The following is a 23610-nucleotide window of genomic DNA, read 5'->3' as shown; positions in this document are numbered from 1 at the left end:
AGGTCTGGCAATGATTCCAATTCAGTAGAAGGTCGCGATCAGAAGAAGGTCGCGACCGGTTACGTTGCGCTAGCGGCGGTTTCTTTTCCTTTCGCGCTCGGACTCCAGTTCGAAGGTGTCGTCGTCGTCGAACAGGCTGGCGCCGGGAAGCGACCACAGCGCCGCACGGATCGATGTGCCGTCGAGCAATCCCAGGTTGCGGGCCAGCAGCGCGCCGCTGCGCAGCACGCGTTCGCCGCGGGACACGAACCTTGCCGGTTGCCCGGTAGTACCGGCGTCAGTTGCCGTGCCGGTACTGGTGCCCGAAGCGGTACCGCTATCGCTGCCGCCGGTTGCGGGGCTCTGGCTGACTTGCGCCCCGCTGGAGACTGGCGCTGCGGCAGTAGCGGCGGCGGTACCCAGCGACGGCGGAAGATTGCCGCCGGTCACCCGCGATGCCGTGGGTGCAGGGGTAGTGGTGCCGCCCGGCAACGCGGATTGCGGGATATGCACGATATAGGTATCGATGTCGTTGGCGTTATTGACATGCCAGTTGCTGTTGAAAGCGATACGGGTGAAATCGCGGCTGACCGTGGCGTGCGGTTCGGACCAGTAGCCGCCTGCCGATTCGGCGCGACGGGTATAGGCGATGGGATAGACGCGGGGATTGGCCTTCAGCTCCACCGCATAGATCTTGTTGGTGAACCAGGGCCAGCTGCCATCGCGCGATGCGGTGGTGGCATAGGTGCTCCAGATCATCCAGCCCGGCTTGCTGAAGCTCTTGCCGGAGAAATGCATCGCGGTCGCTGCGCCGTTGATGTAGCTGGGGAACAGCACGGTGCGCGGGCACACGGGAGCGGTGGTGACGCTTGCTGCCACCGCGGGGCAGGCGTCGATATCGGTGAAGAACACGTCGCCAGCCGAGGACTGGTAGTCCACCGAGACATAGTAGTCCTGGCCATTCGGGCCCAGGGCCATGTCCGAATGTTCGCTCTTGTTGTGCAGTTTCTTCTTCTTGGTGAAATCCGGCGACCAGGCCCAGGTGCCGGTGGTGTCCGAAGAGGTGATATACCAGCGCCCGGCGGCCGACATGCTCGAGTGATCGGGGCGGCTGTTGTCCTGGCGGCTGCCGACCAGGCGGTTGTTCTGCAGGTCCCACACCATGTAGCCGAGCAGGCCGAAGCTGCTGTTCTCGACCTGGAAGCCCCAGTAGCGTCCATCGGCGGAGGGCGAACCCTCGGACTTGGTCCAGATGTGCGCCGCGCTGGACGCCCACGAGGGCAGCTTGCCGGCAAAATCCGCTGCTACCGTATGGGTATTGGTGCGCACGTCCAGCTTGAGCAGCTTGGTGCCGCCGTTGTTGGGCACGTAATACAGGCTGTTGGGATCGGTGGGGTGCCATTGCGGTTCGGCATCGCCGGCCATGTGGAATTCGGCGGAAACCGAGGAATTGGCGACCTTGGGCGACAGCTTGCGCAGGTATTGCAAGGTGGTGGCGTTGTAAAGATGCCACCAGCCGTCGTTGGAATAGACGATGAAATAGGTGTTGTTCGCATTGAACGACTGCCGGCGCGAATAATCGGTGCGAGCGAAAGTCGAAGGCGGCTCGGTGTCGTGCACCGTGGCGCGGACCAGGCAGGTATTGAAATTGGGTTCCTTCAGTACCGTGCCCTTGGCTGGCTTGGCCAGGGACGGCATAGTGGGATTGACCTTGCCTTCGGTCAGGGTAAAGCCGGACGAATAGAAGGAGTTGCAGACCCCCAGCGACTGGGCATCGGCGCCGGCGGAAATCAGCCCCAAAGGCGCAAGAAACAGGCCCAGCAGGGGACGGGAGCGGAAAGAGCGAATTTGGAGTGCAGTCATCTAGAACGGCTCCTGTGGGCCGCTGATTAAAAAAAAAGACATGTCCCCTGTCCGGTTTGCAGTTTATACAACGTTATGCGCCGTGTTGATAAGTGGTTCACGCATTTATCAATCGGTTTCGAATTATTTAAATCGAGTTCACACTTTCGGCGGCCGGCTCCGCGGAGTTATCGAGTTGAAAATTCGCGTGAAAACCGTCTTCACATCGAAAGCATTAACTTTGATCCAGCTCAAGATAATCGTCTGAAGTTCGGTTTCCCGCGCATTATTGCCGTGTCCGCGCGGCGGCATCGCCCGATGTGAAAACATAAAGATGGGCAGCGACCGCCCCAAGCGGAGCGCAAGAGCCTCTGTCTGCCGCCCATACCCCCTATACTCCGGGTAAAGTGTGACCGGATGCATCATCGGGGAAGGACAGATCTTGGGGAACGGGGCTATTTCAGATGCGCGCGCTTCAGGTGGGCCGCGACCCGGTGAGCGATTTCCGCTGACCGATGCGCAGGCGGAGAAGTGGCTGGGGGGGCGCTACAATCCGCAGGCGGCGCTGGCCTTCGGAGAGGCTTTTGAGCTGATATTCGAAGGGCCTCTGGACACGCAGGCCCTGGCCGCGGCATTGAATACGTTTGTCGGGCGGCACGAGGCGCTGGCCATGCGTTTTCTTGCCGATGGCAGCGCCCAGGTCTACGACCCTCCCAGCCGGGTCGGGCTGGAGCATCGTGATTTTTCGGCCGCTGCCGAGCCGCTGGCGGACTACTGGCAATTCTGCCGGACGCAATCCTCGATTCCATTCGACCCTTCCGTGCCGCCATTGCTGCGGATGTACCTCTGCCGCCTTTCGCCGGACTCGCAGCGGCTGTTCCTGATAGCCCATCACCTGGTCGTCGATGGTTGGTCGCTGCGCGTGGCCACCAGCGAGATCGCGGCGCTGTACGGCGCCAATTGCCGCGGACAGGCACCGCAGCTGGCGCGGGCCGATTCGTGGTCCGCCTATGTCCGCGCCGAACGCGCTCGGCGCGACGGGGAACAGGGCAAGCAGTGCCTGCAATACTGGCTGGCGCAGTTCCGCCAGCCGCCCGAGCCGCTGCGACTGCCGACCGACCGCGCCCGCACGGCGCAGATGGACTTCGCCGCGGCCAGCGTTTCGATCGCCTTCGAGCCGACGCTATGGCGCAGCCTGCGCATTCGTTCCCGCCAACAATCGGTTACCCGGTTCTGCCTGTTGCTGACCGGTTATTTCGTGCTGCTGCACCGGCTGACCGGCCAAACCGATCTGGTCTGCGGTGTGCCTTTCGCCGGCGCGGCGCAGGGGAGCGGGGCACGCGTGGTCGGCGATACCGACAATACCTTGCCGCTGCGGGTGCAGGTGGACCCCGACGAGCCGCTGCCGTCGCTGGTGGCGCGCGTCCACAGCGCATTGAAGGCTGCGGCAGGTCACCAGGACATTTCGCTGGGCAGCATCGTCGGCGCGCTGCAACTGCCGCGCGAGGCGGGCCGCATGTTGCTGGTGGAATCCATCGTCAGTCTTGCGCCGTCGCTGGAAAAACTGCGTTTCGACGGCACCGATTGCAGGCTGGGAGTGTTGCCACGCGTGGCCTCGCCATGGGAACTGGGTTTCTACTGGTGGCAGACGCCGGGGCAACCGGCGCTGGACGTGCAATACCGGCGCGCGCTGTACGACGAATCGACGATTTGCAGTTGGGCTGCGCTGTATATCGAGATACTGGGGGCGCTGGCGGAGGCGACCGATGCCACCGCCGCTTCGCTGCAACTGCCGCGCCAGCGTCCGCCGGCATCGTTTTCGCTGGTCAACGAGCGCGCGCCCGCTGACGGTGATGCCGCATCGCTGCCGGCGTTGCTGGAAACGGCCTTCGCCCGCTTCGCAGGGCATTGCGCGGTGCTGTCGGGCACGGCCAGCCTGGACTACGCCGAACTGGATGCGCGCAGCCGTCGCATGGCCCAGGCGCTGCTGGAACGGGGCGTGGTGCCGGGCCAGCTGATCGGCGTGGCGCTGCCCCGCGGCGTGGACATGCTGGTGGCGGTCATCGCCGTGCTGCGCGCCGGCGCGGCCTACGTGCCGCTGGATCCGGCATTTCCCGAGCAGCGGCTGCAGCGCATGGCCGAGCATTCCGGCCTGCGCCAGATCATCGGCATGGGTGAGCAGCGGTTGCCGGCAGGCGTGTTGGCCGACCGCGCCTGGTGGCCGTTGCCGCAACTGGCCGCGCCGGCCGCGGAAGCGCGCGCTCTGCCCGTGGTCGGTCCCGATGATCTTGCCTACGTGCTGTACACCTCCGGTTCGACCGGAGAACCCAAGGGCGTGCGCATCCTGCATCGCAACCTGGTCAATTTTCTTTGCGCGATGCGCGAATCGCCGGGCTTCGACCAGGATGATGTGATTTGCGCCGCCACCACGCTGTCGTTCGACATCGCCGCGCTGGAGCTGTACCTGCCATTGCTGTGCGGTGGACAGGTGGTGATTGCCGACGACAACGAGCACCGCGATCCGGAAGCCCTGTGCCGGCTCATCGAGCGCCATCGCTGCACGGTGCTGCAGACCACGCCCTCGCTGATTGCGCTGCTGCAGGAAGTCGGTCGCATCGAAGCGCTGCGGCCGCTGCGCCTGCTGGTCGGCGGCGAAGCCCTGCCGTTGCCGCTGGCCGAAGCGCTGATTCCGCGTTGCCGCGAACTCTGGAACCTGTACGGCCCTACCGAAACCACGGTGTGGTCGGCTGTCCAGCGCATGCGCGCCGGCGCGCGCGCGGTGCCGCTGGGCCAGCCGATAGCGCGCACGCGCTTGTACGTGCTGGACGCGTTGCGCCGTCCCGCGCTGCCGCATGCGCTGGGCGAGATCTGGATTGGCGGCGCCGGCGTGGCCGACGGCTATCTGCACCGGCCCGATCTATCGGCCGAACGCTTCCTGCCCGATCCTTTCGCCGACGACGGCAGCCTGATGTACCGCACCGGCGACATGGGCCGTATCCATGACGGCCAGCTCTACTTCCATGGCCGCGTGGACGAACAGATCAAGTTGCGCGGTTTCCGCATAGAGCCCGGCGACATCGAGGCCGCCGCTGCCGCCGAAGACGGTGTTGCCGAATGCGTGGCGGTGGCGCGGACCTTGAACGGCGGCGACCAGGTGCTGGCACTGTATGTCGGCAGCGATGCGGCGCCCGAGGCGATGATGCCGCTGCTGCGGCAACGGCTGACCGGCGCGTTGCCTGCCTACATGCGCCCGCAGTACGTGGTGGTCATGAGGTCGCTGCCCAAGACCCCGAACGGCAAGATCGACCGGCGCGCGTTGCCGGCCCCGGACACTGCAGAGCCGCTGTCGCCGCGCCGCAGGCTGGCTCCGCGCGATGCGCTGGAGCGGGAATTGTGCGAGCAGTGGCAGCGCCTGCTGCAGCGGGAGGAAATCGGCGTGGAAGACGATTTCTTCGAGCTGGGCGGCTATTCGCTGCTGGCGGTGCGGATGTTCACCGAACTGCACGAACGTTTCGGTGTCGACCTGCCGCTGGCCACGCTGATCGACCGCCCCACCATTGCCGGCCTGGCCGAGGTGCTGCGCGGCGCGCAGACGGACAAGGGCGGCGGCGGCGAAGCGGCGAACGCGCAATCTTCGGCGTGGCGCCCGCTGGTGGAACTGCGCAAGGGCGGGGCGCGGCTGCCGCTGTTCCTGTTCCATGCGGTTGGCGGCAATGTGCTCAACTACCTGCCGTTGCTGGACGCGCTGGATATGCAGCAACCGGTCTACGGCCTGCAGTCGCCGGGCCTGGATGGCGTGGCCGAGCCGCTGGACAGCATCGAGGCCATGGCCGATGCCTACGTGGGTGAGATCCGGCGCGTGTGTCCGGCCGGCCCCTATCTGCTGGCGGGAGGTTCGATGGGCGGCATCGTGGCGCTGGAAGTGGCGCGCAGGCTGCTTGGCGAGGACCGCCGGGTGGCGCTGCTGGCCATGTTCGACACCTATTGCCCGCACCGCTATGGCGAGGCCCGCCTGGCGCGCTTCAAACCGTGGCTGTGGCTGCGTGTCTACATCGACATGAACGCATCCGAGCGCCGCGAGTTGTGGCAGCGCCAGCGTCTGCGTCTGTTCGAGCTGCCCTGGTTGCGGCTGAAGCAGCGGTTGGGCATCGCCGGGCCGCTGCTGTCGCAGGCGGTTCGCATCCATCGGGTGGAGCGCAGCAATCACCGCGCGTTGCGGCGCTACCTGCCGCAGCGCTACCCGGGGCGGGTGCATCTGTTCCGCACCGTCGCCCGGCGCGCCGCCGACGATCCCAGCATGGGTTGGGACCGCTGGATAGAGGCCGGTGTGGACGTCTTCGAACTGCCCGGGCGCCACCACGATTTCATCGATCAGCCGGAATTGGGCAAGCGGCTGCGCGAGTGCATCGATGCGGTACTGTAGGGCGTGCTGCGGCCGTTGGCCCGAGCGCCGAGGCCATGCGGCATGACCGTCCCGCGGCCCAATCCGCGTTGCAGTGACCAACGCGGCGGCGGCGCGGGGAATCGCCCGCCGCACTGCGTGGCCGCCCACCCAGCAACGAAGGCACGATGAGCCGCACTCCCGACGACCGCATGCCTGACGACAGCATGCCCGACGACCGCATGGCAACCGCGCCGCAAGCGGCTTCCAGGCCGGCCGGCAAAGTCGGCATAGGCACCCATTACCTGCGCTATTCCAGCGCCAGCGTGCTGGTCATGCTGGCCGGACTGATTTCGTTTCCGGCCCTGACCCGGCTGCTGGACAATACCCAGTACGGCATTCTGGGCTACTACGAAACCTGGTTGATGATTGCCGTGGCGGTGGCCAAGCTGGGCGCGCAGCACGCGATCATCCGCTTCTATCCCTATGGTCAGGAAGGGGCGGGGTTGCGCGGGTTCGCCACCAACCTGTTCCTGCTGCCGATGCTGGTCTCGCTGGGGTTGTGGGCGCTGGCGATGACGGTGTTCTTCTGCATCGATTACTTTGGCGGGGCTTCGTTTTCGCCGGTGTTGTGGCTGGCGGTGCTGTCCATTCCGTTGATGGTCTTCGTCAGCCTGGTGCAGATGGTGCTGCGCGCCGGCGAGCATTCCGGCTTGCTGATGGTCACGCGGGTGTCGTGGCGCTGGCTGGAACTGGCGGCGATGCTGGGGGCGGTCATCGCGCTGGAGCGCACCGCGCTGGCGGCCTATGGCGGCAAGGTGCTGGCGGCGGCGGTCGTCATCGTTTTCTACGTGCATTGGGTGCGCAAGAACCTGCAGTTCTCGCGGCAGGCGCTGGATGTTTCCCAGTTCCGCATGGCTCTGCGCTATGGCATGCCGCTGGTGGTCAACGAGATCGCCACGGTGCTGCTGATTTCCATCGACCGCATCATGCTCAAAGGCTTGCTGGACGATTTTGCGGTGGTGGGCATCTACACCATCGGCTACTCGCTGGCGCTGCAGGTCAGCATGCTGATGCATGCGGCGCTGTCCGAATCGTTCGTGCCGGTGGCCAACCGCAACTACGAGACCGAGGGCGCCGCCGGCGTGCGTTCGCTCAAGCGGCAGGTGCTGTTTCCGATGACGTATGCGTCGATTGGCGTGGGCGTGGCCATCTGGTGCGTGGGCAGCGAAGCGGTACAGGCGATCAGCGGCGCCGACAAGGCCGCCTCCGGACCGGTGTTCGCCTGGATAGGCACCATGTACGCGTTGTATCCGCTGCTCGACATCGGTGGGTATGGCCTGTTGCTGCACAAGCGTTCGATGACGGTGCTGTACTTGACCCTGGTTGTCGCGGCCTTGAACATCGGGCTCAACCTGTGGCTGATCCCGACGCTGGGAGTGATGGGCGCGGTATACGCCACGGTCGCCAGTTATGCCTTGCTGGGGGCGGCCACCTGCGCGCTGTGCCCAAGGGAATTGCGCAGATTGCCCGACATGCGGACGCTGCTGCTGGCCTTGGGCGCCGCCGCCGCGTTTGTGGCCGTGGTCCGGCTTACCGACCTGTTTGGGCTGGTTTCGCCCTGGACGCGGTTGTTCACGGCTTTCGGATTGTGGCTGCTGCTGTACGTAGCGCCGGTGCTGCTGCTGGACGCGCGCCTGCGCCAGCTGGCCGCCGGCTGGCGCAGGCGCAAGCCGGCATGAACCGTCGCCGCAACCTGGAGGCGCTGGCCTGATGTGGCTGTTGTCGCCGCTGAGCTGGCTGCTGCTGACGCTGGCGGCGTTGGCGCTGGGTTGGCGCACCCGTGCCGACCGCCGCCGGCTGCTCCGCATCTGTGCGTGCTGCGCGGCAGTTTCCGTTTTTGCGATGACCCCGCTCTGCGCCAATCTGTTGATCGGCTGGCTGGAGTCGCCGTCCGCGCAACCGGCGTTCTGCCGCAGCGAACCGCCGCAGATCGCGGTGGTGCTGGGCGGCGGCGTTGGCCAGACGCCGCGCGACGGCGAAGATTTCAGCGTGCTCAGTGCCGCCAGCAAGCGGCGGGTGGAAGCGGCGGCGCAATGGTGGGCGCAGCAACCGGGACGGCAGCTGCTCCTTGCCGGCGGGCCACCACAGCCCGGCGCGATGCCTGAGAGCCGGCTGATGGCGGCGTACGCGCGGCGTCTTGGCGTGGCGCCGGCGGCCATGGCCGAGGAGCCGGAATCGCGCAATACCCGGCAGAACGCGCAGAACGTGGCGGCGCTGGCGCCATCCCCGCCCGAACGGGTGGTGCTGATTACCTCGGCGCTGCACATGCCGCGCGCGCGCTATGCGATGGGCAACGCCGGCTTCCAGGTCTGTGCGCTGGCCACCGACTCGCGGCTGGCGCCGGCGCGCCTGCCGGGCTATCTGCTTCCGCAAACCGGTGCGATGGCCAAGACCGAGGCGGCGCTGCACGAGCTGGCCGGGCTGCTGTACTACCGTGTGTGGGAGCGTGCCGGTTCCGGAGACTGACCGGGTCTATTGGCGGCTATCGCTTTCGCCATACCGGCCGGGCGCGATCCTGGCCGCCAGCGGAAAGCGCTGGCCGATGTGGGCGGCGGGGGGTGCGGCCGGTTGCGCTGCGGCGACCAGGCCGCTGGCCTGGCGCTTCTTCAGCGCCACGTAGTGCTCCATCAGGCCGCACAGCGCCCAGAAGTTGGCCATCACCGCGCCTTCGAAGAACGGGCTGCCATAGACGTTGCCAAGCGCGGTGGACACGACCACCAGGATGAACCCCAGCGACAATGCCTTGGCTTCGGCATCGTTGCCGGGGACGGCGCGGACAAACCCCACTCCCATCGCCAGCAGCCGCCAGAGCAGGTAGAACAGCGCCGCCAGGCCCAGCGGCCCGCATTCGGCCAGCATCAACACGTACATGCTGTGCGCATCGTAGCCGGCATAGCGGGGCACGTAGTTGCCGATATGGCGCTTGAAGCGGTTGAGTCCCACGCCGGCCGGATGCTCGCTCCACATCTCCATGGCGCCGGTCCATATTTCGAAGCGGCTGGCGGTGCTGACGTCCAGTTGTTCGGCGCCGACCGAATCCTCCTGCTCGGTCTCGGCCACGCGCTGGGTCACGCTTTCGGGCAACAGGCTGATGGCGGGAACCATCAGCACGCCGATGACGGCGGCCAGCACCACATTGCGCCGGATCAGCAGCAAGGCCACCGCGACCAGCGCGATCAGGTAGGACTGGCGGGAGTAGGTGGCCATGATCGCCACCGCCATGATCGCGCAGCCGGCGATGGCGGCGGTACGCCAGAGCTTCTGCTTGCGGAAGAACAGCGCCATGGCGACGAACATCGGCAGGAACATGGCGTAGAACACGCCGGCGCGGTTGGCCGAACTGTAGTCGACGCCGAACGGGCCGGATGCGCGGCGGGTTTCCGAGTAGCGGCCGAAGCCGTAGTCCAGCCCCTCGCGGATGGCTTCCAGGCCGGCGACCGCCGCCACGATCATCACGAAGATGATCAGCTGCCGGGTGCCCTTGAGGTCCTGGCCGCAGCGGCGGTAGACGAAGTAGAGCAGCGGGTAGAAGACCAGGTTCTTGATGTAGGTGAAGTCGTCCATGAAATTCATCGGCATGGTCGCCTGCGCGATGACCAGGCCGATCAGCAGGGCGGCAAACAGCAGCAGCAGCGCATTGGTTATCGGCCCACGCGCTTCCAGCGGTCTGTACTTCCTGCCCGCCATCAGCAATACGCCCACCACCACGATGAAGAGCAGGTTGGCGATGTTCAGGCCGGGAATGCCGGTTTCGAACGACAGGTGCAGCATGTTCGGCATGAACAGGATCGGCACCGCCAGCAGCAGGCGAATCAACATGGTCAGCGCTCCCGCGGCGCCGTCGCATTGAGGAAGCGCTGCGCCCACAGCTCCAGGCACAGCGTCTGCCACAGCGCTTCGCTGCGGTCGACGCGGCCGGACACATGTTCGTCCAGCAGCGTCGTCGCCGCCTGCGCGTCGATCAGCCCGCGCTCGCGGAATGGCCGGCTGGCGAACGTGTCGGCGGCCAGATCGCGCAGCGGGCCGCGCAGCCATTGCGCCAGCGGTATTGCGAAACCCTGCTTGGGTTTGCTGATGGCGCGCGGCGGCAGCCATTTGGCGGCGACTTCGCGCAGCAGGTGCTTGCCGCGGCCGCCGCGGACGCGATAGCTCTCCGGCAGGCTGAGCGCGAACTCGGCCAAATCCGGCTGCAGGAACGGCGAACGCCCTTCCAGCGATGCCGCCATCGCCATCCGGTCCAGCTTGACCAGGATGTCGTCGGGCAGATAGCTCTGCAGATCGATGGCTACCGCGCGATCCAGCGCCGAATCGCCCGCGCCCAGGTCGCTGCCGGCTTCATGCAGGGCGGGCAGATCGAAGTGAGCGCTGCCGCCGGCCTGCGCGCGCAGGCGCTGGGCGATGTCGGCGCGCATCACCGCCACGCCGCTGAGATAGCGCTCCTGGAACGGCAGCCGCAGGCGTTCGCCCACCCGCGCCAGGCGCTCGCCGTAGGGATTGGGCAGCATCGCGCCGGCGGCCGTGAGCAGGCCGGCGACGGGCTTGCGCAGACTGCCCAGGCGCTCCAGTTTCATCAGCCGCAGGTAGCGGTCGTAGCCGCCGAACAGCTCGTCGCCGCCATCGCCGGTCAGCACCATCTTCACATGCTTGCCGGCCAGTTCCGACACCAGAAAGGTCGGCACCGCGGAGGAATCGGCGAACGGTTCGTCGAAATGCCAGACCAGTTTTTCCAGCAGCGATACCGCATCGGGTTCGACCACCAGTTCATGGTGCTCGGTGCCAAGATGGCTGGCGACCCGGCGCGCATCGTCCAGCTCGCTGTAGGCCGCCTCCTTGAAGCCGATGGTGAAGGTCTTGACCGGTTGCGCCAGATGGCGGGCCATCAGCGCGACCACCGTGCTCGAATCCAGGCCGCCGCTGAGGAACGCGCCGAACGGCACGTCCGACACCAGCCGGCTGGCGACCGCGCGGTCCAGCAGTTCCTCCAGACGCTCGCCAGCCTCGGCTTCGCTCAGCGCAGTCTTGTGCGCCAGCGACGGCCGCCAGTAGCGGTGCAGGCTGACCTGGCCGTCGCGGTAGCGCAGATAATGCGCCGGCGGCAACTTGCGCACGCCCTGGAAGATGCTGCCCGGCGCCGGCACATAGCCATAGGCCAGATAGGCGCGCAACGCATCGGAGTCGACCGCGCGCGGACAGTCGGCCGATTGCAGCAGCGACTTGAGTTCGGAACCGAACAACAGGCGCTGCGCATCGACGGCGTAGTACAGCGGTTTTTCGCCGAAGCGATCGCGCGCCAGGATCAGTTCCTGCGTGCGCCGGTCCCAGATGGCGATGCCGAACATGCCGTCGAGCTTGGCGAAGGCCTCCACGCCGTCGCGCAGATAGGCCTGCAGGATGACTTCGGTATCGCTGTGGGTGGCGAAGACATGGCCGTCCTTTTCCAGGCCCTGGCGCAGTTCGCGGAAGTTGTAGATCTCGCCGTTGAAGACCAGGCAGACCTGGCGCTCGGCGCCGTACAGCGGCTGATGGCCGCCTTCGACGTCGATGATCGACAGCCGGCGCATGCCCAGCAACGCGCGATCGTCGCTGTGCAGGCCTTCGTCGTCCGGGCCGCGGTGATGGATCACCGCATTCATGCGGCGGCCGAGCTCGGCAGAAGGAGCTGCCTGCCCGGGAGCGACTACGAGTCCGGCTATTCCGCACATGGTTCAGGCGCTCCGCTTGGAAACTTGCGCATGCGGAACTGTCCGCTCCTCGCGTTGATACAGCTGCAGCAGGCTGGTCAGCACCTGTTCCAGTCCGGCCATGCGCAGGACGGTGGCGCGGGCGCGGTCGCCCATCGCGCGGCGCTGCTGCGGGGTAAGCGCGGCGGCGGCGCTGAGCGCGCGCGCCAGGCCGGCGCTGTCGTCGGCATCGTACAGCCAGCCGTTCTCGCCATCGCGCACGAAGTCCTCATTGCCGCTGATGCGGCTGGCGACCATCGGCAGGCCGGAGGCCATCGATTCCAGCAAGGTGTTGGACAGGCCTTCGATGCGCGAACACAGCACGCCGATATTGCCGGCGGCCAGTTGCGTTTCGATGTCGTCGCAATGTCCGGCAAAGCTCACCCGGTCGCCGATGTCCAGCCGCGCCGCAGTGGCTTTCAAGGCTTTTTCCAGCGAGCCGCTGCCGACCAGCAGCAGACTGGCGCCGGGGTGCATGGGAGCGATGGCGGCGAAGGCATCCAGCAATGCCGGCAGGCCTTTTTCCGCCTCCAGGCGCCCGATGAAGACGAACCGGGTCAGGGCATCATCGGCGCGATGGATACCGGCAAAGCGCGCCGTGTCGACCGCATTGGGAACGGCGGCGATGCGCGAAGCAGGAATGCCGCGCGCGGCCAGCGTGGCGGCGATGCGCTGGCTGATGGCCTGCCAGCGTCCGGCATGGCGCAGGCACCAGTACGCCAGGCGGTTGACCGGGCCGGCGTTGGCGGCCAGGGTGCCTTTTTCCAGCTCCCACCAGCCGGACACCTTGATCAGCACCGGCTTGTCCAGCCAGCGTCCGAACAGCGCGCAGATGGCGGCCAGCTGGTGGGCGATATGCACATGCCAGGCATCGTAGCGGTGCCGGCGCGCATACAGGAAACGCATCATCGCCAGCCACATCAGCGGCCCGGCCAGCAAGCGGATGCGCGGATAGATCAACCGACATACCGGCACTCCGTCCACCCGCGATATCTTCTGCTGCAGGCCATGATTCAGCCGCGGCGCCACTATCGTCACGCGCTGGCCGCGCGCGCGCAGCGCGCGCGCCAGCGTGCGCACCTGCGCCTCGGCGCCGCCGCCGCGCAGCGCAGGATAGGCGGCTTCCAGCACCATCAGGATGCGCATCGGTCGCGGCTCAACGGGGGGCATCCATATGGCTCCTCATCCACAGTTCCAGCACCAGCAGCTGCCAGATCGCATTGGAGTGATCCCAGCCGCCGGCCATGTGCAGTTCCACCAGCTGTTCGATGAATTCCGGATTGACCCAGCCGCGCTGGCGGGTGCGCTCATCCAGCAGGACATCGCGGACGCGCGCCTGCAGCGCGGCGTCATCCTTCATCCAGATGGCGATCGGCAGCCCGAAACCCTGCTTGCGCTTGCGCAGGATTTCCTGCGGCAGGATGTCGGCCATCGCCTGCTTGAACAGGAAGCGCTTGTTCAGCCCGCGCACCTTGTAGTTGGCCGCCAGCCGTCCGCAGTATTCGACCAGGGCCGGGTCCAGGTACGGAAAGCGCGCCGAGACCCCGTGCTGCTTGCAGGCGCGATGGACCTTGACCAGATCGTTCTGGGCGATGGCCATCAGCAGATCCAGGCGCATGATCCGGTGCAGCGGCTCGGCTGCCGAACCGGTGGCGTACAGCCCGCGCATGAACTCCAGCGACGCGTCGCGGCCGACCTGGCGGCGCAGTTCGGGCGTCAGCAGTTCGTCGTAGTAGTCCGAGGCGAACGAGTCGTCGGTGTAGAAGCGGTCCGGATTGGGTAGCGATGCACGACGGGTGAAATTGCGTACCCGGTTGAGCAGGTGGTTGTTGCCGCCGCCCACCGCATTGCCGAGCGCGCGCGCGGCCGCCTTCAGCGGCGAAGGAAGCCCGTAGAAGGTTTCCATCACCTTGTCCTTGGCATAACGCTGGTTGCCGCCGAAGATCTCGTCGCCGCCATCGCCGCCAAGCATCAACGAGAAGCGGTGGCTGTGGCCAAGCTCCGCGCAGGCCAGGGTAGGCACCGCCGAGGCATTGCCGAACGGCTGGTCGTAGGCTTCGATCACCGAATCCAGCAGCCCCAGCGCGCGATGGTGGTCGACCTGCGCCAGGTGCGGGCGGGCGCCGCAGGCTTCGCCGGCCAGGCGGGCGAAATCGAGTTCGTCGTAGCCGGCCTCGGGGAAACCGATCGAACAGCTCTGCACCTGCGCGCCGCCCTGGCGGGCCAGGATGCTGACGATGCTGCTGCTGTCGGTGCCGCCGCTGAGAAAGCAGCCCCAGCCTTCGTCCGCATGCGGACGGAAATCCTGCACCGTGGCGATGATGCGCTCGCGCAACTCGCCGGCCAGTTGCGCGTCGCTGCCATGCAGATCGGCCGGGTACTCGGGCAGGTAGTAGCGCTCGCAGCGATTGCCGGCGGCGCCCAGGGTGAGCCGGGTGCCGGGCTCCACCCGCTGGATGTCGCGGCAGATGGTCAGCGGGGCGGGGATGCAGGTGAAGTTGAGATAGTGGTAGACCGCGGTCGGATCCGGTTCCCGGCGCACGCCCGGGGCATCCAGCAGCAGGCGCAGATCCGAAGCCACCGCGTAGTGGCCATCGCGCTGGTACCAGTACAGCGGCAGCGAGCCGAAGTGGTCGGTGAATACCCGTATCGCGTCGCTGTCGTCGCGCCAGTCGGCGTAGGCGAAGCGGCCGCGCCAGCGCTTCTGCGGAAATCCGTCCGCATCGCCGGCCGCGTCTTCCAACCGGCCTTCGATCAGATCGGCCAGCGCCAGCCAGCGGCCGCCGGAGGCGGTTGCGCCCTGCTGGGGCATGCCGCGCACGGCCAGATGCAGCCGCCCGCCGTGATCGCCGTGCAGGCGGAAATCCTGCCGCCGCGCCAGCCATTGCGCGGCCTGCGGCCCACCGGCCAGGATGAAATCGCTACGGACGGCGGCTGCCAGGGTCATGCGTCTTTGCCCGAGTGAGTAGGCACGATGGCCGATGCGGCCATTGTGCGGCGCGACGACGTCGCCGTCAGGCAGCGGTCGTAGACGGCCATGGTGGAAGCGACCAGATTGGCCACCGAGTAGCGGGTGCGGGTGCGCTGCGCCGCTTCGGCGGAAAACCGTGCCCGCAGCGCCGCATCGCCGGCGATGCGCTGCAACTGCGCCGCCAGCGCGCCATCGTCGTCGTTGCGGAACAGCAGGCCGGTGACGCCGTCTTCGACCAGTTCGGGATTGCCGCCGACGTCGGAGGCCACCACCGGGCAGCCGACCGTCATGGCTTCCATCAGCACGTTGGACATGCCTTCGTAGGAAGAGGGCAGTACCAGGAAATCGGCGGCTTTCATCAGATTGGTGGCATCGGTACGTTCGCCGAGAAAACGCACATCGTCGGCAAGACCGGCCGCTTCCCGCATCGCTTCGATTTCCCCGCGCAACGGACCGTTGCCGGCCAGCGCAATCCACGGCCGCTGCGCGGGCGGCAAGGCGGCCATCGCGCGCATCAGGCAGGCCAGGTTCTTGTGCATGACCAGGCGCCCGACGAACAGTCCGAAACTGCGCCCGGCCGGCGCGCCCACGGCCTGGCGCAGGATGTCGCGCTCGCCCGGCGGCAGCGGCGGGATGGGAAGAATGCCGTTGGGCACCACATCGAAACGCGCCAGTGCCACGCCGGCGCGCCGCGCCGCCGCGGCCGCGCCGGCACGCGCATTGGCGATCACCGCCGCGCTGCGGCCGATGATGAAACGCTTGATGCGCCAGAACCATTCCGGTTCGTTCAGATACAGCCCGCGCACCGACGACACCAGCGGCGTGGGACGGCGCACCAGCAGGCCGGCGATGAGGGTCCACAGTTCGGCCGTCAGCGAAAACGCGTGCACCAGGTCGTAGCGCTGCCGCCGCAGCAGCGCCGCGTAGCGCCAGACGAAGCGCAGGTCCAGACGTCCGTTCTTGGGCAGGTGATGCACGGTGATTCCCTGTGCGCGCAGATCCTTGACCAGGAACGATTCGTTGCGGAAGAACAGCAGTTCCGGCTTCCAGCGCGAACGGTCCAGCCCGCCCAGCAGGTAGGCGATCTGGCGCTGGCTGCCGCCCACTTCCATCTCGTCGGTCACCACCAGGAGCTTTTTAACGGACATCGGCAACAGCCTCCATATAGCCCTGCAGTCTGCGGCTTTCCTTGCGCGCATCGAATTCGCTCTCGATCCTGGCGCGCGCACCGGCGCTCACGCGCCGGCGCAGATCATCGTCCTGCAGCAGCCGCTGCATCGCATCGGCCAGCGCTTCCGGTTGGCGGGGGTCCACCAGCAGGCCATCGCAGCCATCGCCTATCAGCTCGGGGATGCCGGAAACGCGCGTGCTGACCACCGGGCAGCCGCTGGCCATGGCCTCCATCAGCGCCACCGGAATGCCGTCGCGGTTGCCGTCCTCGGCCACTTCGGAGGGCATCACGAACAAGCCCGCCTCGCTCATCCAGCGGCGCACCACGTCCTGCGGCTGGGCGCCGGCGAACTCGATGCGCTCGGCGACGCCGCGCAGCTGCGCCAGTTGCCGCAGTTCCGCCGCCAGTGGCCCGGAACCCAGCAAGCGGCACTGGAATTCAACGCCGCGCTGCTTCAACAGCGCCAGCGCTTCCACCAGCGTGGCGAAGCCCTTGATCGGATCCAGCCGCCCGACCGCAAGAATGCAGCGGCCGTCGCGGCCGTCCGGGGTCCATGCGGTCTTGCCCATGTCCACGCCGCAATGCACGATCTTCAGCTTGCTCTGCGCCAGCGGCGTTTCGCGCTCGCTCAGCCAGCCGACATTGAAGCGGGAAATCGTCACCGCCAGCGCCGCGTCTTCGATCTTGCGCGCAATCAGCTGGCGCTCGATGAAGATGTCGTGCGCATGGCAGGTGAAACTGAAGGGGCGCTGCAGCACCCGGCCCAGCGCCCATGCCGCCGTGGACGGGTAGGTGGCCCAGTGGGCATGGATGATCTGCGGATCGAACCGGCGCAGCCAGCCGACGTGTTCCAGGCCGCGCAGCCAGGCCGCCAGCGACTTGACCATGGTCGTGGGCCGGCGCCAGCTGTCGGCCAGGATGGAGAAGAAGCTTCCGATCACAGCGCTGGGCCGCAGCAGCAGCGCCTGGGCCGCGCCGCCCAACGCATGCGCCAACGAGCGCGGATGCCGTACCCGCTCCATCAGCGCGGCCGCATCGTTCTGCACCAGCGTTTCCGACGGCGGCTTCAGCGAGATGATGCGCACATCCACTCCGTTCTCGATCAGCGCATCGATCTCGCGCACGATGAAGGTTTCCGACCAGCACGGAAACAGCGATACCACGTAGACCGCGCGTTGCAGCCGGGGCGAATCGTTTGGCGAGGAAGAATTCATCGCCGGACGTCCTCCAGCCGGGTGGTCTGCCACAGGTGGGCGTGAGGATTCTTCAGATAGTCCATCAGGGCCAACATCGCGCTGGTATTGAGGCTGAGGAAAGCGCCGGCAAGGCGCACCGGCAGCAGCCGGGTGGCGGCGGCCGGCCAGCGAAGGCCGACAACGGCCGCAGCGTAGGCCAGCAGTTGCAGTGCCAGCACCGACTGGTAAAAAGCGCTGCCGCGCAGCGCCAGCCACAGGCTGGCCAGCAGCATCAGCAGCAGCAGCCACGGCGCCAGCAGGCGCAGCCACTTGTGTCCCCACAGGCGCAGGGCCAGCGGATGGGCGCCGGGAATGGCCAGCTGCGGCCAGCGGTGCAGCAACTGGTAGTTGCCGGCCAGGGTGCGGCGCTTGCGGCGCTCTTCGGCAGCGGCATCGGCGGTGGCGCGATCGTATGCCAGCGCCTGCGGTACGAACACCACCCGGTAGCCGGCCGCGGCGATGCCCAGCGGAATCCACATGTCGTCCAGCACCACGCCGGCGGGCACGGGCGCAATCGCATCGCGCCGCGCGGCGTACAAGGCGCCGGTGGCGCCTACCAGCGAACCGCTGGCGCTTTCCAGCCGCCGGATCATCTTTTCGTAGCGCCAGTAGGCATCCACGCCGCGGCCGTAGCCGTTGTCGGCTTCCAGCATCAGTTCGCCGCTGGCCGCGCCCACCCGCGGGTCGGACAACGCAGCGGCCAGCGCCTTGGCCGCGCCGGTGTCGATGCGTTGGCGCACGTCGTTGAACAGCACCAGATCGGCGCTCAGCGAAGGCAGCGCGCTGCCGATGCAGGCGGACTTGCCGCGCCGTTCGGCGAAGGCCAATACGCGGATGCGGTCGGATGGGTACTGGCGCGCGATGGCATCGGTGCCGTCGTTGCAGCCGTCGCAGACCACGTTGATCCGCAACCGGTCGGGCGGATAGTCCAGCGCCAGCAGGTTGTCCAGCTTGGCGGGCAGCTGCTGCGCGCCGTTGTGCACCACCAGCAGCACGTCGATGGACGGCAGATGCGCGGACGTCCGCAGCGGGCGCGGACGCAGCCGGGCCAGCAATGCCATGGCGGCGGGATACCCCAGGTAGGTGAAGGCGACCATGCCCAGTGCCAGCCAGAATGCGGTGTTCACGACGTTCCTCGAAGCGCCGCCAGCGCGCGGGCGCGGGCGCGTTCGTAACGCGCATCGCCCAGCAGCCGTTTGGCCAGCGCAAGTCCGGCATAGCGCAGCCGCTCGCGCACGACCGTGGTGGAATCGCCGGCAATCCAGCTCTGCAGCTCGGCGTCGCCGGTGGCCGCGGTCACCGCCATCCGCGGCAGGACCATGCCGGTTGCGCCGGCGGCAATCAATCCCGGCCGCGAGGACAGCACGTGCGTATAGCCGCATTCGCGCGCCAACGCGCAAAGATTGCGCGGCATGCGCCCGCCCGGGGGCGCCAGCAGCGTCACCGGCTTGCCGATCTGCTGGGAGATTTCCTCGCGTGCCGCGCGCAGGCTGGCACGCAGCGCGTCCGTGCCCAGGCTGGTCAGGTATAGGTGATCGTAGCCATGCGACTGGATGGACATGCCGGCATCGGACATTTCCCGCAACTGCCGCCAGCTGGCAAAGCCGGGCCGGCCCACGTTGGCCGGATTGACGAAGAAGTCCGCGCCCATGCCGCGGGTCGCCAATGCCGGAAACGCGTACTGGTAGTTGCTGATATGGCCGTCGTCGAAGGTGAGCAGCACTCGCGCGCCATGGCTGCCGGCAAGCCAGTCGCGCGCACTGCCGCCGCCACTGCCGGCATCGACGAAATTGAGCTGGCGCTGGAAGGCGCTGCAATCCAGCGTGTAATGCGGATCCTGGCCCTCCGGCGCGGCACCCTCGCCGATGGCGTGGTACATCAGCGCGACGGCGGGGCCGGAGCGGGTGGGCTGGGGGGGCGGAGAAGGCATGGCCGGCGGCGGTCAGCGGAAATAGGTGAACGACAGCACCACCACGTTCTCGACGTAGTTCTGGCCACCTACCGAGCTGTCGCGCTTGCGGTACTGGTAGTCCAGCTGCGCGCCCCAGTGCCGGCTCATCCGCGACGCCAGGCCCAGCGCCAGCGTGGTGTCCTTGTCCTCGCGATCGATGCCCTTGAACTGGCGATGCTGCCGCGCAGCCAGCGCGGTCGCGAACAGCTGCGGACGTATCTCGTAGCGGGCGCTGAACAGACCGCCGTAGTTGTCCTGATCGAAAGCGTCGTCGCGAAGGTAGCGCAGTTGCTCGTAGTACGGCTGCACCTGCAGGTTCAGCCGCACGCCGGTGAACTGGTAGCCCAGATTGGCCCGCTTCTGCTTGAACGTGTCCGGCACGATCTGCAGATTGGGGTTGTCCGGGTCGCCGATGATCGGGCTGCCGGGGTCGCCTGGCGCGCCCACCCGCAGGATCAGATCCTGCGCCGCGTCGGCGAACTGGTAGCTGAGATTTGCGTTGAACGTGCTGCGCGGGCTGACCCGCCAGTCCGCGCGGCCGCGGAACAGCGCGCCGGAGGTGTCGTCGCCGCCCCTGGGCTGCAATCTCGAATAGCCGGCGTCCACGCTCAGATCCAGCGACGCCAACTGGCTGGTGTAGTTCACATAGGCGTCGTAGCGCTTGTAGTCGTACAGCTCGCTGATGGTGTCGTACTCGGTCTGGGTGGCTTCCAGATTCAGCGAGACCTGGGCGGTGCTGCTGGTCTCGCGACGCAGGCGGGCGGCAACGTTGTAGCGGTCGCTGTTGAAGGTTTCGGTTTCTTCCGCGTAGCTGTTGGTATAACGCAGATCGAGCTGGCCCAGGGTGGCCTGGCCGAAGCGGGCGAAGAAGCTGGGGCCGGCTTCGAAGACGTTGATCTGCTGCTGGTTGCCGGGAGTGAACGCGGCCAGCGTGCTGACCGACTGGCGGCTCAGCGAGTCGCGCGCCATGAAGCTGACCCGATCCGGCGAGATGGTCCAGTCCAGAGCGCCGACGAACTCGCCGCGGGTATCGTCCTTGTAAACGTCGTCCAGGTAGTCCAGGTACTGCACGTCGCCGCGGAACGTGCTTTGCAGGGTCGAACTGCTGTGTTCGAAATCGAAGCGCAGCCGCGGCGAAAACACCGTCTCGCTGATCTCGTCGTTCTCCCTCAGCACGATGTTGTCGCTGTGCATCACTGCCGCGCCCAGTTCGTAATCGAGCCGGGCGGCATTTGCGGCATACGGCATGGCGGTCAGCAGCGCAATGCAGAGCGCGCTGCGCGGAAACCTCTGCGGCGCGTATTTACGTGTATCGGTAGCCATCCTGCTTCCCCCCTTGTCATACACCTTCGTTGAATACGACCCCGGCGAACTTCTTGGGGTCGAAACCGGCCGCGGCCTGGGCGATGGCCGCAGGCGTGTCGCGTCCGTAGCCGGCCACCAGCACGACCACATCGGCCAGGTCGGCCAGGATGCGCGCATCCGGCGCGCCGCGTACCGGCGGCGCGTCCAGGAACAGATGGCAGCTGGGATAGCGGCTGCGCAGCGAATCCAGCAGCAGGCGCATGCGGAAGGATGAAAAATACTCGGCGCCCGTTTCGCGCGATTTTCCCGCCGGCAGCAGCCGCAGGCGCGGTACGCCGGTGTCGTACAGCACGTCCTCGGCGTTGCCTTCGGGATCTTCCAGGTAGTCGATCAGGCCGCCGTTGCTGAGGGACACCTTCATCGTGGCGGCCTGCGAGGGATGGCGAAGATCGCAATCCACCAGCAGCGCGCTCTTGCTCTCGTCGAAGGCCACCGCCACCGCCAGGTTGCGGGCGACGAAGCTGCCGCCGCTGCCGCGGCTGACCGGCGCCACCAGGGTGACGAAGTTGCCGTCGGCCAATGACAGCAACTGCGTGCGCAGTTCGCGGAATGCATCGACTTCGCGGCGCGCGGTCTCGCTGCGGTAGATGGTGGCGCGGTCCTCCAGTTGTACCGGGCTCAGCGCCGTGACCGGCATGCGCGGGGCAATGGACCGGCCCGCCACGCGCGAGTCGTCGCCAGGTTCGTCCTTGCGGGGGGCGATTGCGTTGGTCATAGCATATCCATCAGCTTCAGGGTGAAGGTCAGCCCGTAGATGAGCGGCACGGCGAGGAACAGGGTGGCGGCCAGCGAATAGCGGCGCAAGGACTGGCGCCGTTTGCGGCCGGTCAGATAGGCGGGCATGGTGCCCAGCACCGGCAGGCCGGCGTCGCGCTCGATCTGCAGCGGCGAGCGCACGCGCGGATCCAGCTTGACGATCGCCACCAGCAGCGCCAGCGGGACTAGCAGCGCCAGCACCAGGCCGGCGCCGGCCACATGCATCACCCGCAGGCCGCTGGGACGCAGCGCCAGCGCCGCCGGTTCCTGGATGCGGAAACTCAGGCCGCGCTGCTCGGCATCGAGGTTCATCGAAACGCGGGCGTTCTCGCGGCGCTTCAGCAGGTCCTGGTACAGATCGCGGTTGACCTCGTAGTCGCGGGTCAGTTCGGCCAGCGTGCTTTCCGATGCGGCGATGCGGCGGCTGCGCGCCAGCTCGTCGGCCAGCATCGCCTCGGCGGTGGTGATACGCGCCGACGTGGAGGCGCTGCGGCGGCTGGCTTCGGCCTGCTTGCTCCTGAGCTCGCCATACAGCGGGTTGAACGCGGCGGCCGACCCGTCCAGCGCGGTCGGCGAGACGCTTCTGCGCGGCTGGCTTTCCTCGCGGCGGAGATCTTCCTCCAGGTCGCGGATCTGGTGCTGCACGCGCACCACGTCAGGATGCTGGTCGGTGTAGGTCAACAGCAGCTGGTCGCGTTGCGAATGCAGCTCGGCCAGGCGCGCGCGGAACTGGCCGGCGCGGGTCTGCACCATGGTGACCTCGCTTTCGCCGGAAAGCTGCGAATGCAGCGCCGATTCCTGCGAGCGCATGTCGATCAGGTCCATCCGCCCGGTTTCGATGATGCGCCGAAGTTCGCCGATGCGCGCGTTGACGTCTGTCTCGATTCCCGGCCGCGCATCGGGATTGGTGCTGCGGAACTGCTCCAGTTCCTGTTCGGCCTTGGTCAGTTTCTCGTGGTACTGGTTGACCTGCGAATCGATGAAGGCATAGGCCTCGCTGCTCTCGCGCTCCTTGGTGGACAGGCTTTCCTGGATGACCAGATCGCCGAAACGCTTGGTCACGCGGAAGGCGCGGTCGGCATCCGAATCGCTGTAGGAAATCTGGATCAGGTTGGCGCGCGGATTGGAGATGCTGGTGCGGCCGATGATCTTTTCGATCAACTTGTCCTGCTCGACCGGCGTGGGGTTGCCTTCCATCCAGCCGCCGGTCTTGAGGATTTCGTCCATCACCCGCCGGCTGAAGGCCACCTCGCGCAGGATGCTGGCGCGGTCGACAACGCTGGTGGCGACCGCGCGGCCTTCCATCAGCGGCGCGATGATGTTGCGTTCCTCCACCAGGATGGTGGTGGATGAGGTGTACTTTTTCGGCAGCAGCATGCCGACAACCAGCGCAATCAGCGACAGCAGGGCGAAGATGCCCATCAGCATCACTGCGCGACGGCGGAATTCGTTGCCCAGTACCGGCAGGATGGTCAGCGCGGAACGGTTGTCTTCCGGAGCTGCCCAGGCAGCGGAAGCAGCGTTCATAGGACGCGTTCCGGAACGGTGATCACGTCGCCGGGAGCGACGGTGAAATTGGTGGAAAGATCGCCGCGATTGAGGATTCGATCCAGGCGGACGCTGAAGCTCTGGGTCTGGTCAGGCGTCTTGCGGTACAGGCTGGAACGGTCCGGCGCGGCGAATTCGGTCACTCCGCCTGCGGCCAGGACGGCATCGAGTACGGTCATGCCGGGCCTGTAGGGGATGGATACCGGCTGGCGTACCGCGCCGGTGACGCGCACGCGGGAAAGATACTCATGGCTGCGCAGTTCGGTCAGGATTACCGCCACCTGCGGATCGCGCACATAGACGGCCAGCTTTTCCTGGATGTCCTTGGCCACATCGGCCGGAATGCGGCCGCCTGCGGCCACGTCGCCGATCAGCGGCACCGAGATCATGCCGTCCGGACGGACCGGCACGGTGATGCCGAGTTCCGGGTTGCGCCAGACCGAAACCTGAACGATGTCATCGACGCCGATCTGGTAGGCCTCCACCGCCATCGCCATGCGCTCCGGTGGCGCCGTCTTGCTGCTGGCCGCACCGGTGGCGCAACCTGCCATGAGCGCCGCAACAGCTACGGCGGCAACAACTGCAAAAAGGCGCTTCATCGGATTTCCCCTGTAGATGGACTAACTTC

Annotated in this window: 16 protein-coding genes; 3 read left to right on the top strand and 13 right to left on the bottom strand. The window is 66.9% G+C overall.

The features are described from left to right. Positions 1 to 69 precede the first annotated feature (69 nt). A complete protein-coding gene (locus CRO39_RS13765; protein ID WP_141400800.1) occupies positions 70 to 1842 on the bottom strand; it encodes a hypothetical protein in 1773 nt (590 codons plus the stop codon). 388 nt (positions 1843 to 2230) lie between these two features. Between CRO39_RS13765 and CRO39_RS13760 the strand changes: the two genes are divergently transcribed. From CRO39_RS13760 to CRO39_RS13750, 3 genes are all read left to right on the top strand, one after another. After that, complete coding sequence (locus CRO39_RS13760; protein WP_097122519.1) at positions 2231 to 6244, top strand: non-ribosomal peptide synthetase; 4014 nt, start codon at positions 2231 to 2233, stop codon at positions 6242 to 6244. Positions 6245 to 6390: 146 nt separating this feature from the next. Next, positions 6391 to 7944, top strand: a complete 1554-nt coding sequence (locus tag CRO39_RS13755; protein ID WP_097122518.1) for a lipopolysaccharide biosynthesis protein — start codon at positions 6391 to 6393, stop codon at positions 7942 to 7944. Between the two features lie 31 nt (positions 7945 to 7975). Beyond that, the gene (locus CRO39_RS13750; RefSeq protein WP_097122517.1) at positions 7976 to 8731 is read left to right on the top strand and encodes a YdcF family protein; all 756 of its coding nucleotides are present in this window, start codon (positions 7976 to 7978) and stop codon (positions 8729 to 8731) included. 6 nt (positions 8732 to 8737) lie between these two features. On the opposite strand, the gene CRO39_RS13745 is transcribed toward CRO39_RS13750, so the two are convergent. The 12 genes from CRO39_RS13745 to CRO39_RS13695 are packed head-to-tail and all read right to left on the bottom strand — an operon-like array spanning position 8738 to position 23581. Continuing rightward, positions 8738 to 10084: an O-antigen ligase family protein gene (locus CRO39_RS13745; protein WP_097122516.1), complete on the bottom strand. Its 1347-nt coding sequence runs from the start codon at positions 10082 to 10084 to the stop codon at positions 8738 to 8740. A 2-nt stretch (positions 10085 to 10086) separates the two neighbouring features. Next, a complete protein-coding gene (asnB, locus tag CRO39_RS13740) occupies positions 10087 to 11967 on the bottom strand; it encodes an asparagine synthase (glutamine-hydrolyzing) (RefSeq protein WP_097122515.1) in 1881 nt (626 codons plus the stop codon). Between the two features lie 3 nt (positions 11968 to 11970). After that, entirely contained in the window at positions 11971 to 13155 is a 1185-nt protein-coding gene (locus tag CRO39_RS13735; protein WP_097122514.1) for a glycosyltransferase family 4 protein, read from the bottom strand. Beyond that, a complete protein-coding gene (locus CRO39_RS13730; RefSeq protein WP_097122513.1) occupies positions 13142 to 14932 on the bottom strand; it encodes an asparagine synthetase B family protein in 1791 nt (596 codons plus the stop codon). Before CRO39_RS13730 ends, CRO39_RS13735 begins: the two co-directional genes overlap by 14 nt. After that, the gene (locus CRO39_RS13725; protein WP_162125704.1) at positions 14929 to 16104 is read right to left on the bottom strand and encodes a glycosyltransferase; all 1176 of its coding nucleotides are present in this window, start codon (positions 16102 to 16104) and stop codon (positions 14929 to 14931) included. Before CRO39_RS13725 ends, CRO39_RS13730 begins: the two co-directional genes overlap by 4 nt. Beyond that, a complete protein-coding gene (locus CRO39_RS13720) occupies positions 16094 to 17341 on the bottom strand; it encodes a glycosyltransferase family 4 protein (RefSeq protein WP_097122511.1) in 1248 nt (415 codons plus the stop codon). Before CRO39_RS13720 ends, CRO39_RS13725 begins: the two co-directional genes overlap by 11 nt. Then, positions 17338 to 18489 carry a glycosyltransferase family 2 protein gene (locus CRO39_RS13715; protein WP_162125705.1) on the bottom strand — a complete coding sequence of 384 codons (1152 nt, stop codon included), beginning with the start codon at positions 18487 to 18489 and terminating at the stop codon, positions 17338 to 17340. The genes CRO39_RS13720 and CRO39_RS13715 overlap by 4 nt, the downstream gene beginning before the upstream one ends. Further along, on the bottom strand, positions 18486 to 19292 hold the full coding sequence (locus tag CRO39_RS13710) for a polysaccharide deacetylase family protein (protein ID WP_097122509.1): 807 nt from the start codon (positions 19290 to 19292) through the stop codon (positions 18486 to 18488). Before CRO39_RS13710 ends, CRO39_RS13715 begins: the two co-directional genes overlap by 4 nt. A gap of 12 nt (positions 19293 to 19304) precedes the next feature. Then, positions 19305 to 20636, bottom strand: coding sequence for an outer membrane beta-barrel protein (locus CRO39_RS13705; RefSeq protein WP_162125706.1), 1332 nt, complete (start codon positions 20634 to 20636; stop codon positions 19305 to 19307). Positions 20637 to 20652: 16 nt separating this feature from the next. Beyond that, positions 20653 to 21393 (bottom strand): P-loop NTPase family protein, encoded by a 741-nt coding sequence (locus CRO39_RS20960; RefSeq protein ID WP_162125707.1) that lies wholly within the window; start codon positions 21391 to 21393, stop codon positions 20653 to 20655. After that, positions 21390 to 22961, bottom strand: a complete 1572-nt coding sequence (locus tag CRO39_RS13700) for an XrtA system polysaccharide chain length determinant (protein WP_097122507.1) — start codon at positions 22959 to 22961, stop codon at positions 21390 to 21392. Before CRO39_RS13700 ends, CRO39_RS20960 begins: the two co-directional genes overlap by 4 nt. Beyond that, positions 22958 to 23581 (bottom strand): XrtA/PEP-CTERM system exopolysaccharide export protein, encoded by a 624-nt coding sequence (locus CRO39_RS13695; protein WP_238394551.1) that lies wholly within the window; start codon positions 23579 to 23581, stop codon positions 22958 to 22960. The genes CRO39_RS13700 and CRO39_RS13695 overlap by 4 nt, the downstream gene beginning before the upstream one ends. Positions 23582 to 23610: the final 29 nt, after the last annotated feature.

The sequence above is a fragment of the Pseudoxanthomonas wuyuanensis genome, from assembly GCF_900215535.1.
GTDB classification, from domain to species: Bacteria; Pseudomonadota; Gammaproteobacteria; order Xanthomonadales; family Xanthomonadaceae; genus Pseudoxanthomonas_A; species Pseudoxanthomonas_A wuyuanensis.
Note: the sequence above shows the minus strand (reverse complement) of the source record. Positions and strands in the feature narration are given on the sequence as shown.

Coding starts and splice junctions, on each gene's coding strand:
- CRO39_RS13720 (WP_097122511.1), bottom strand. CDS start 17,341: ATGAATTCTTCCTCGCCAAACGATTCGCCCCGGCTGCAACGCGCGGTC.
- CRO39_RS13725 (WP_162125704.1), bottom strand. CDS start 16,104: ATGTCCGTTAAAAAGCTCCTGGTGGTGACCGACGAGATGGAAGTGGGC.
- CRO39_RS13710 (WP_097122509.1), bottom strand. CDS start 19,292: ATGCCTTCTCCGCCCCCCCAGCCCACCCGCTCCGGCCCCGCCGTCGCG.
- CRO39_RS13700 (WP_097122507.1), bottom strand. CDS start 22,961: ATGAACGCTGCTTCCGCTGCCTGGGCAGCTCCGGAAGACAACCGTTCC.
- CRO39_RS13765 (WP_141400800.1), bottom strand. CDS start 1,842: ATGACTGCACTCCAAATTCGCTCTTTCCGCTCCCGTCCCCTGCTGGGC.
- CRO39_RS13735 (WP_097122514.1), bottom strand. CDS start 13,155: ATGCCCCCCGTTGAGCCGCGACCGATGCGCATCCTGATGGTGCTGGAA.
- CRO39_RS20960 (WP_162125707.1), bottom strand. CDS start 21,393: ATGACCAACGCAATCGCCCCCCGCAAGGACGAACCTGGCGACGACTCG.
- CRO39_RS13695 (WP_238394551.1), bottom strand. CDS start 23,581: ATGAAGCGCCTTTTTGCAGTTGTTGCCGCCGTAGCTGTTGCGGCGCTC.
- CRO39_RS13750 (WP_097122517.1), top strand. CDS start 7,976: ATGTGGCTGTTGTCGCCGCTGAGCTGGCTGCTGCTGACGCTGGCGGCG.
- CRO39_RS13730 (WP_097122513.1), bottom strand. CDS start 14,932: ATGACCCTGGCAGCCGCCGTCCGTAGCGATTTCATCCTGGCCGGTGGG.
- CRO39_RS13755 (WP_097122518.1), top strand. CDS start 6,391: ATGAGCCGCACTCCCGACGACCGCATGCCTGACGACAGCATGCCCGAC.
- asnB (WP_097122515.1), bottom strand. CDS start 11,967: ATGTGCGGAATAGCCGGACTCGTAGTCGCTCCCGGGCAGGCAGCTCCT.
- CRO39_RS13705 (WP_162125706.1), bottom strand. CDS start 20,636: ATGGCTACCGATACACGTAAATACGCGCCGCAGAGGTTTCCGCGCAGC.
- CRO39_RS13745 (WP_097122516.1), bottom strand. CDS start 10,084: ATGTTGATTCGCCTGCTGCTGGCGGTGCCGATCCTGTTCATGCCGAAC.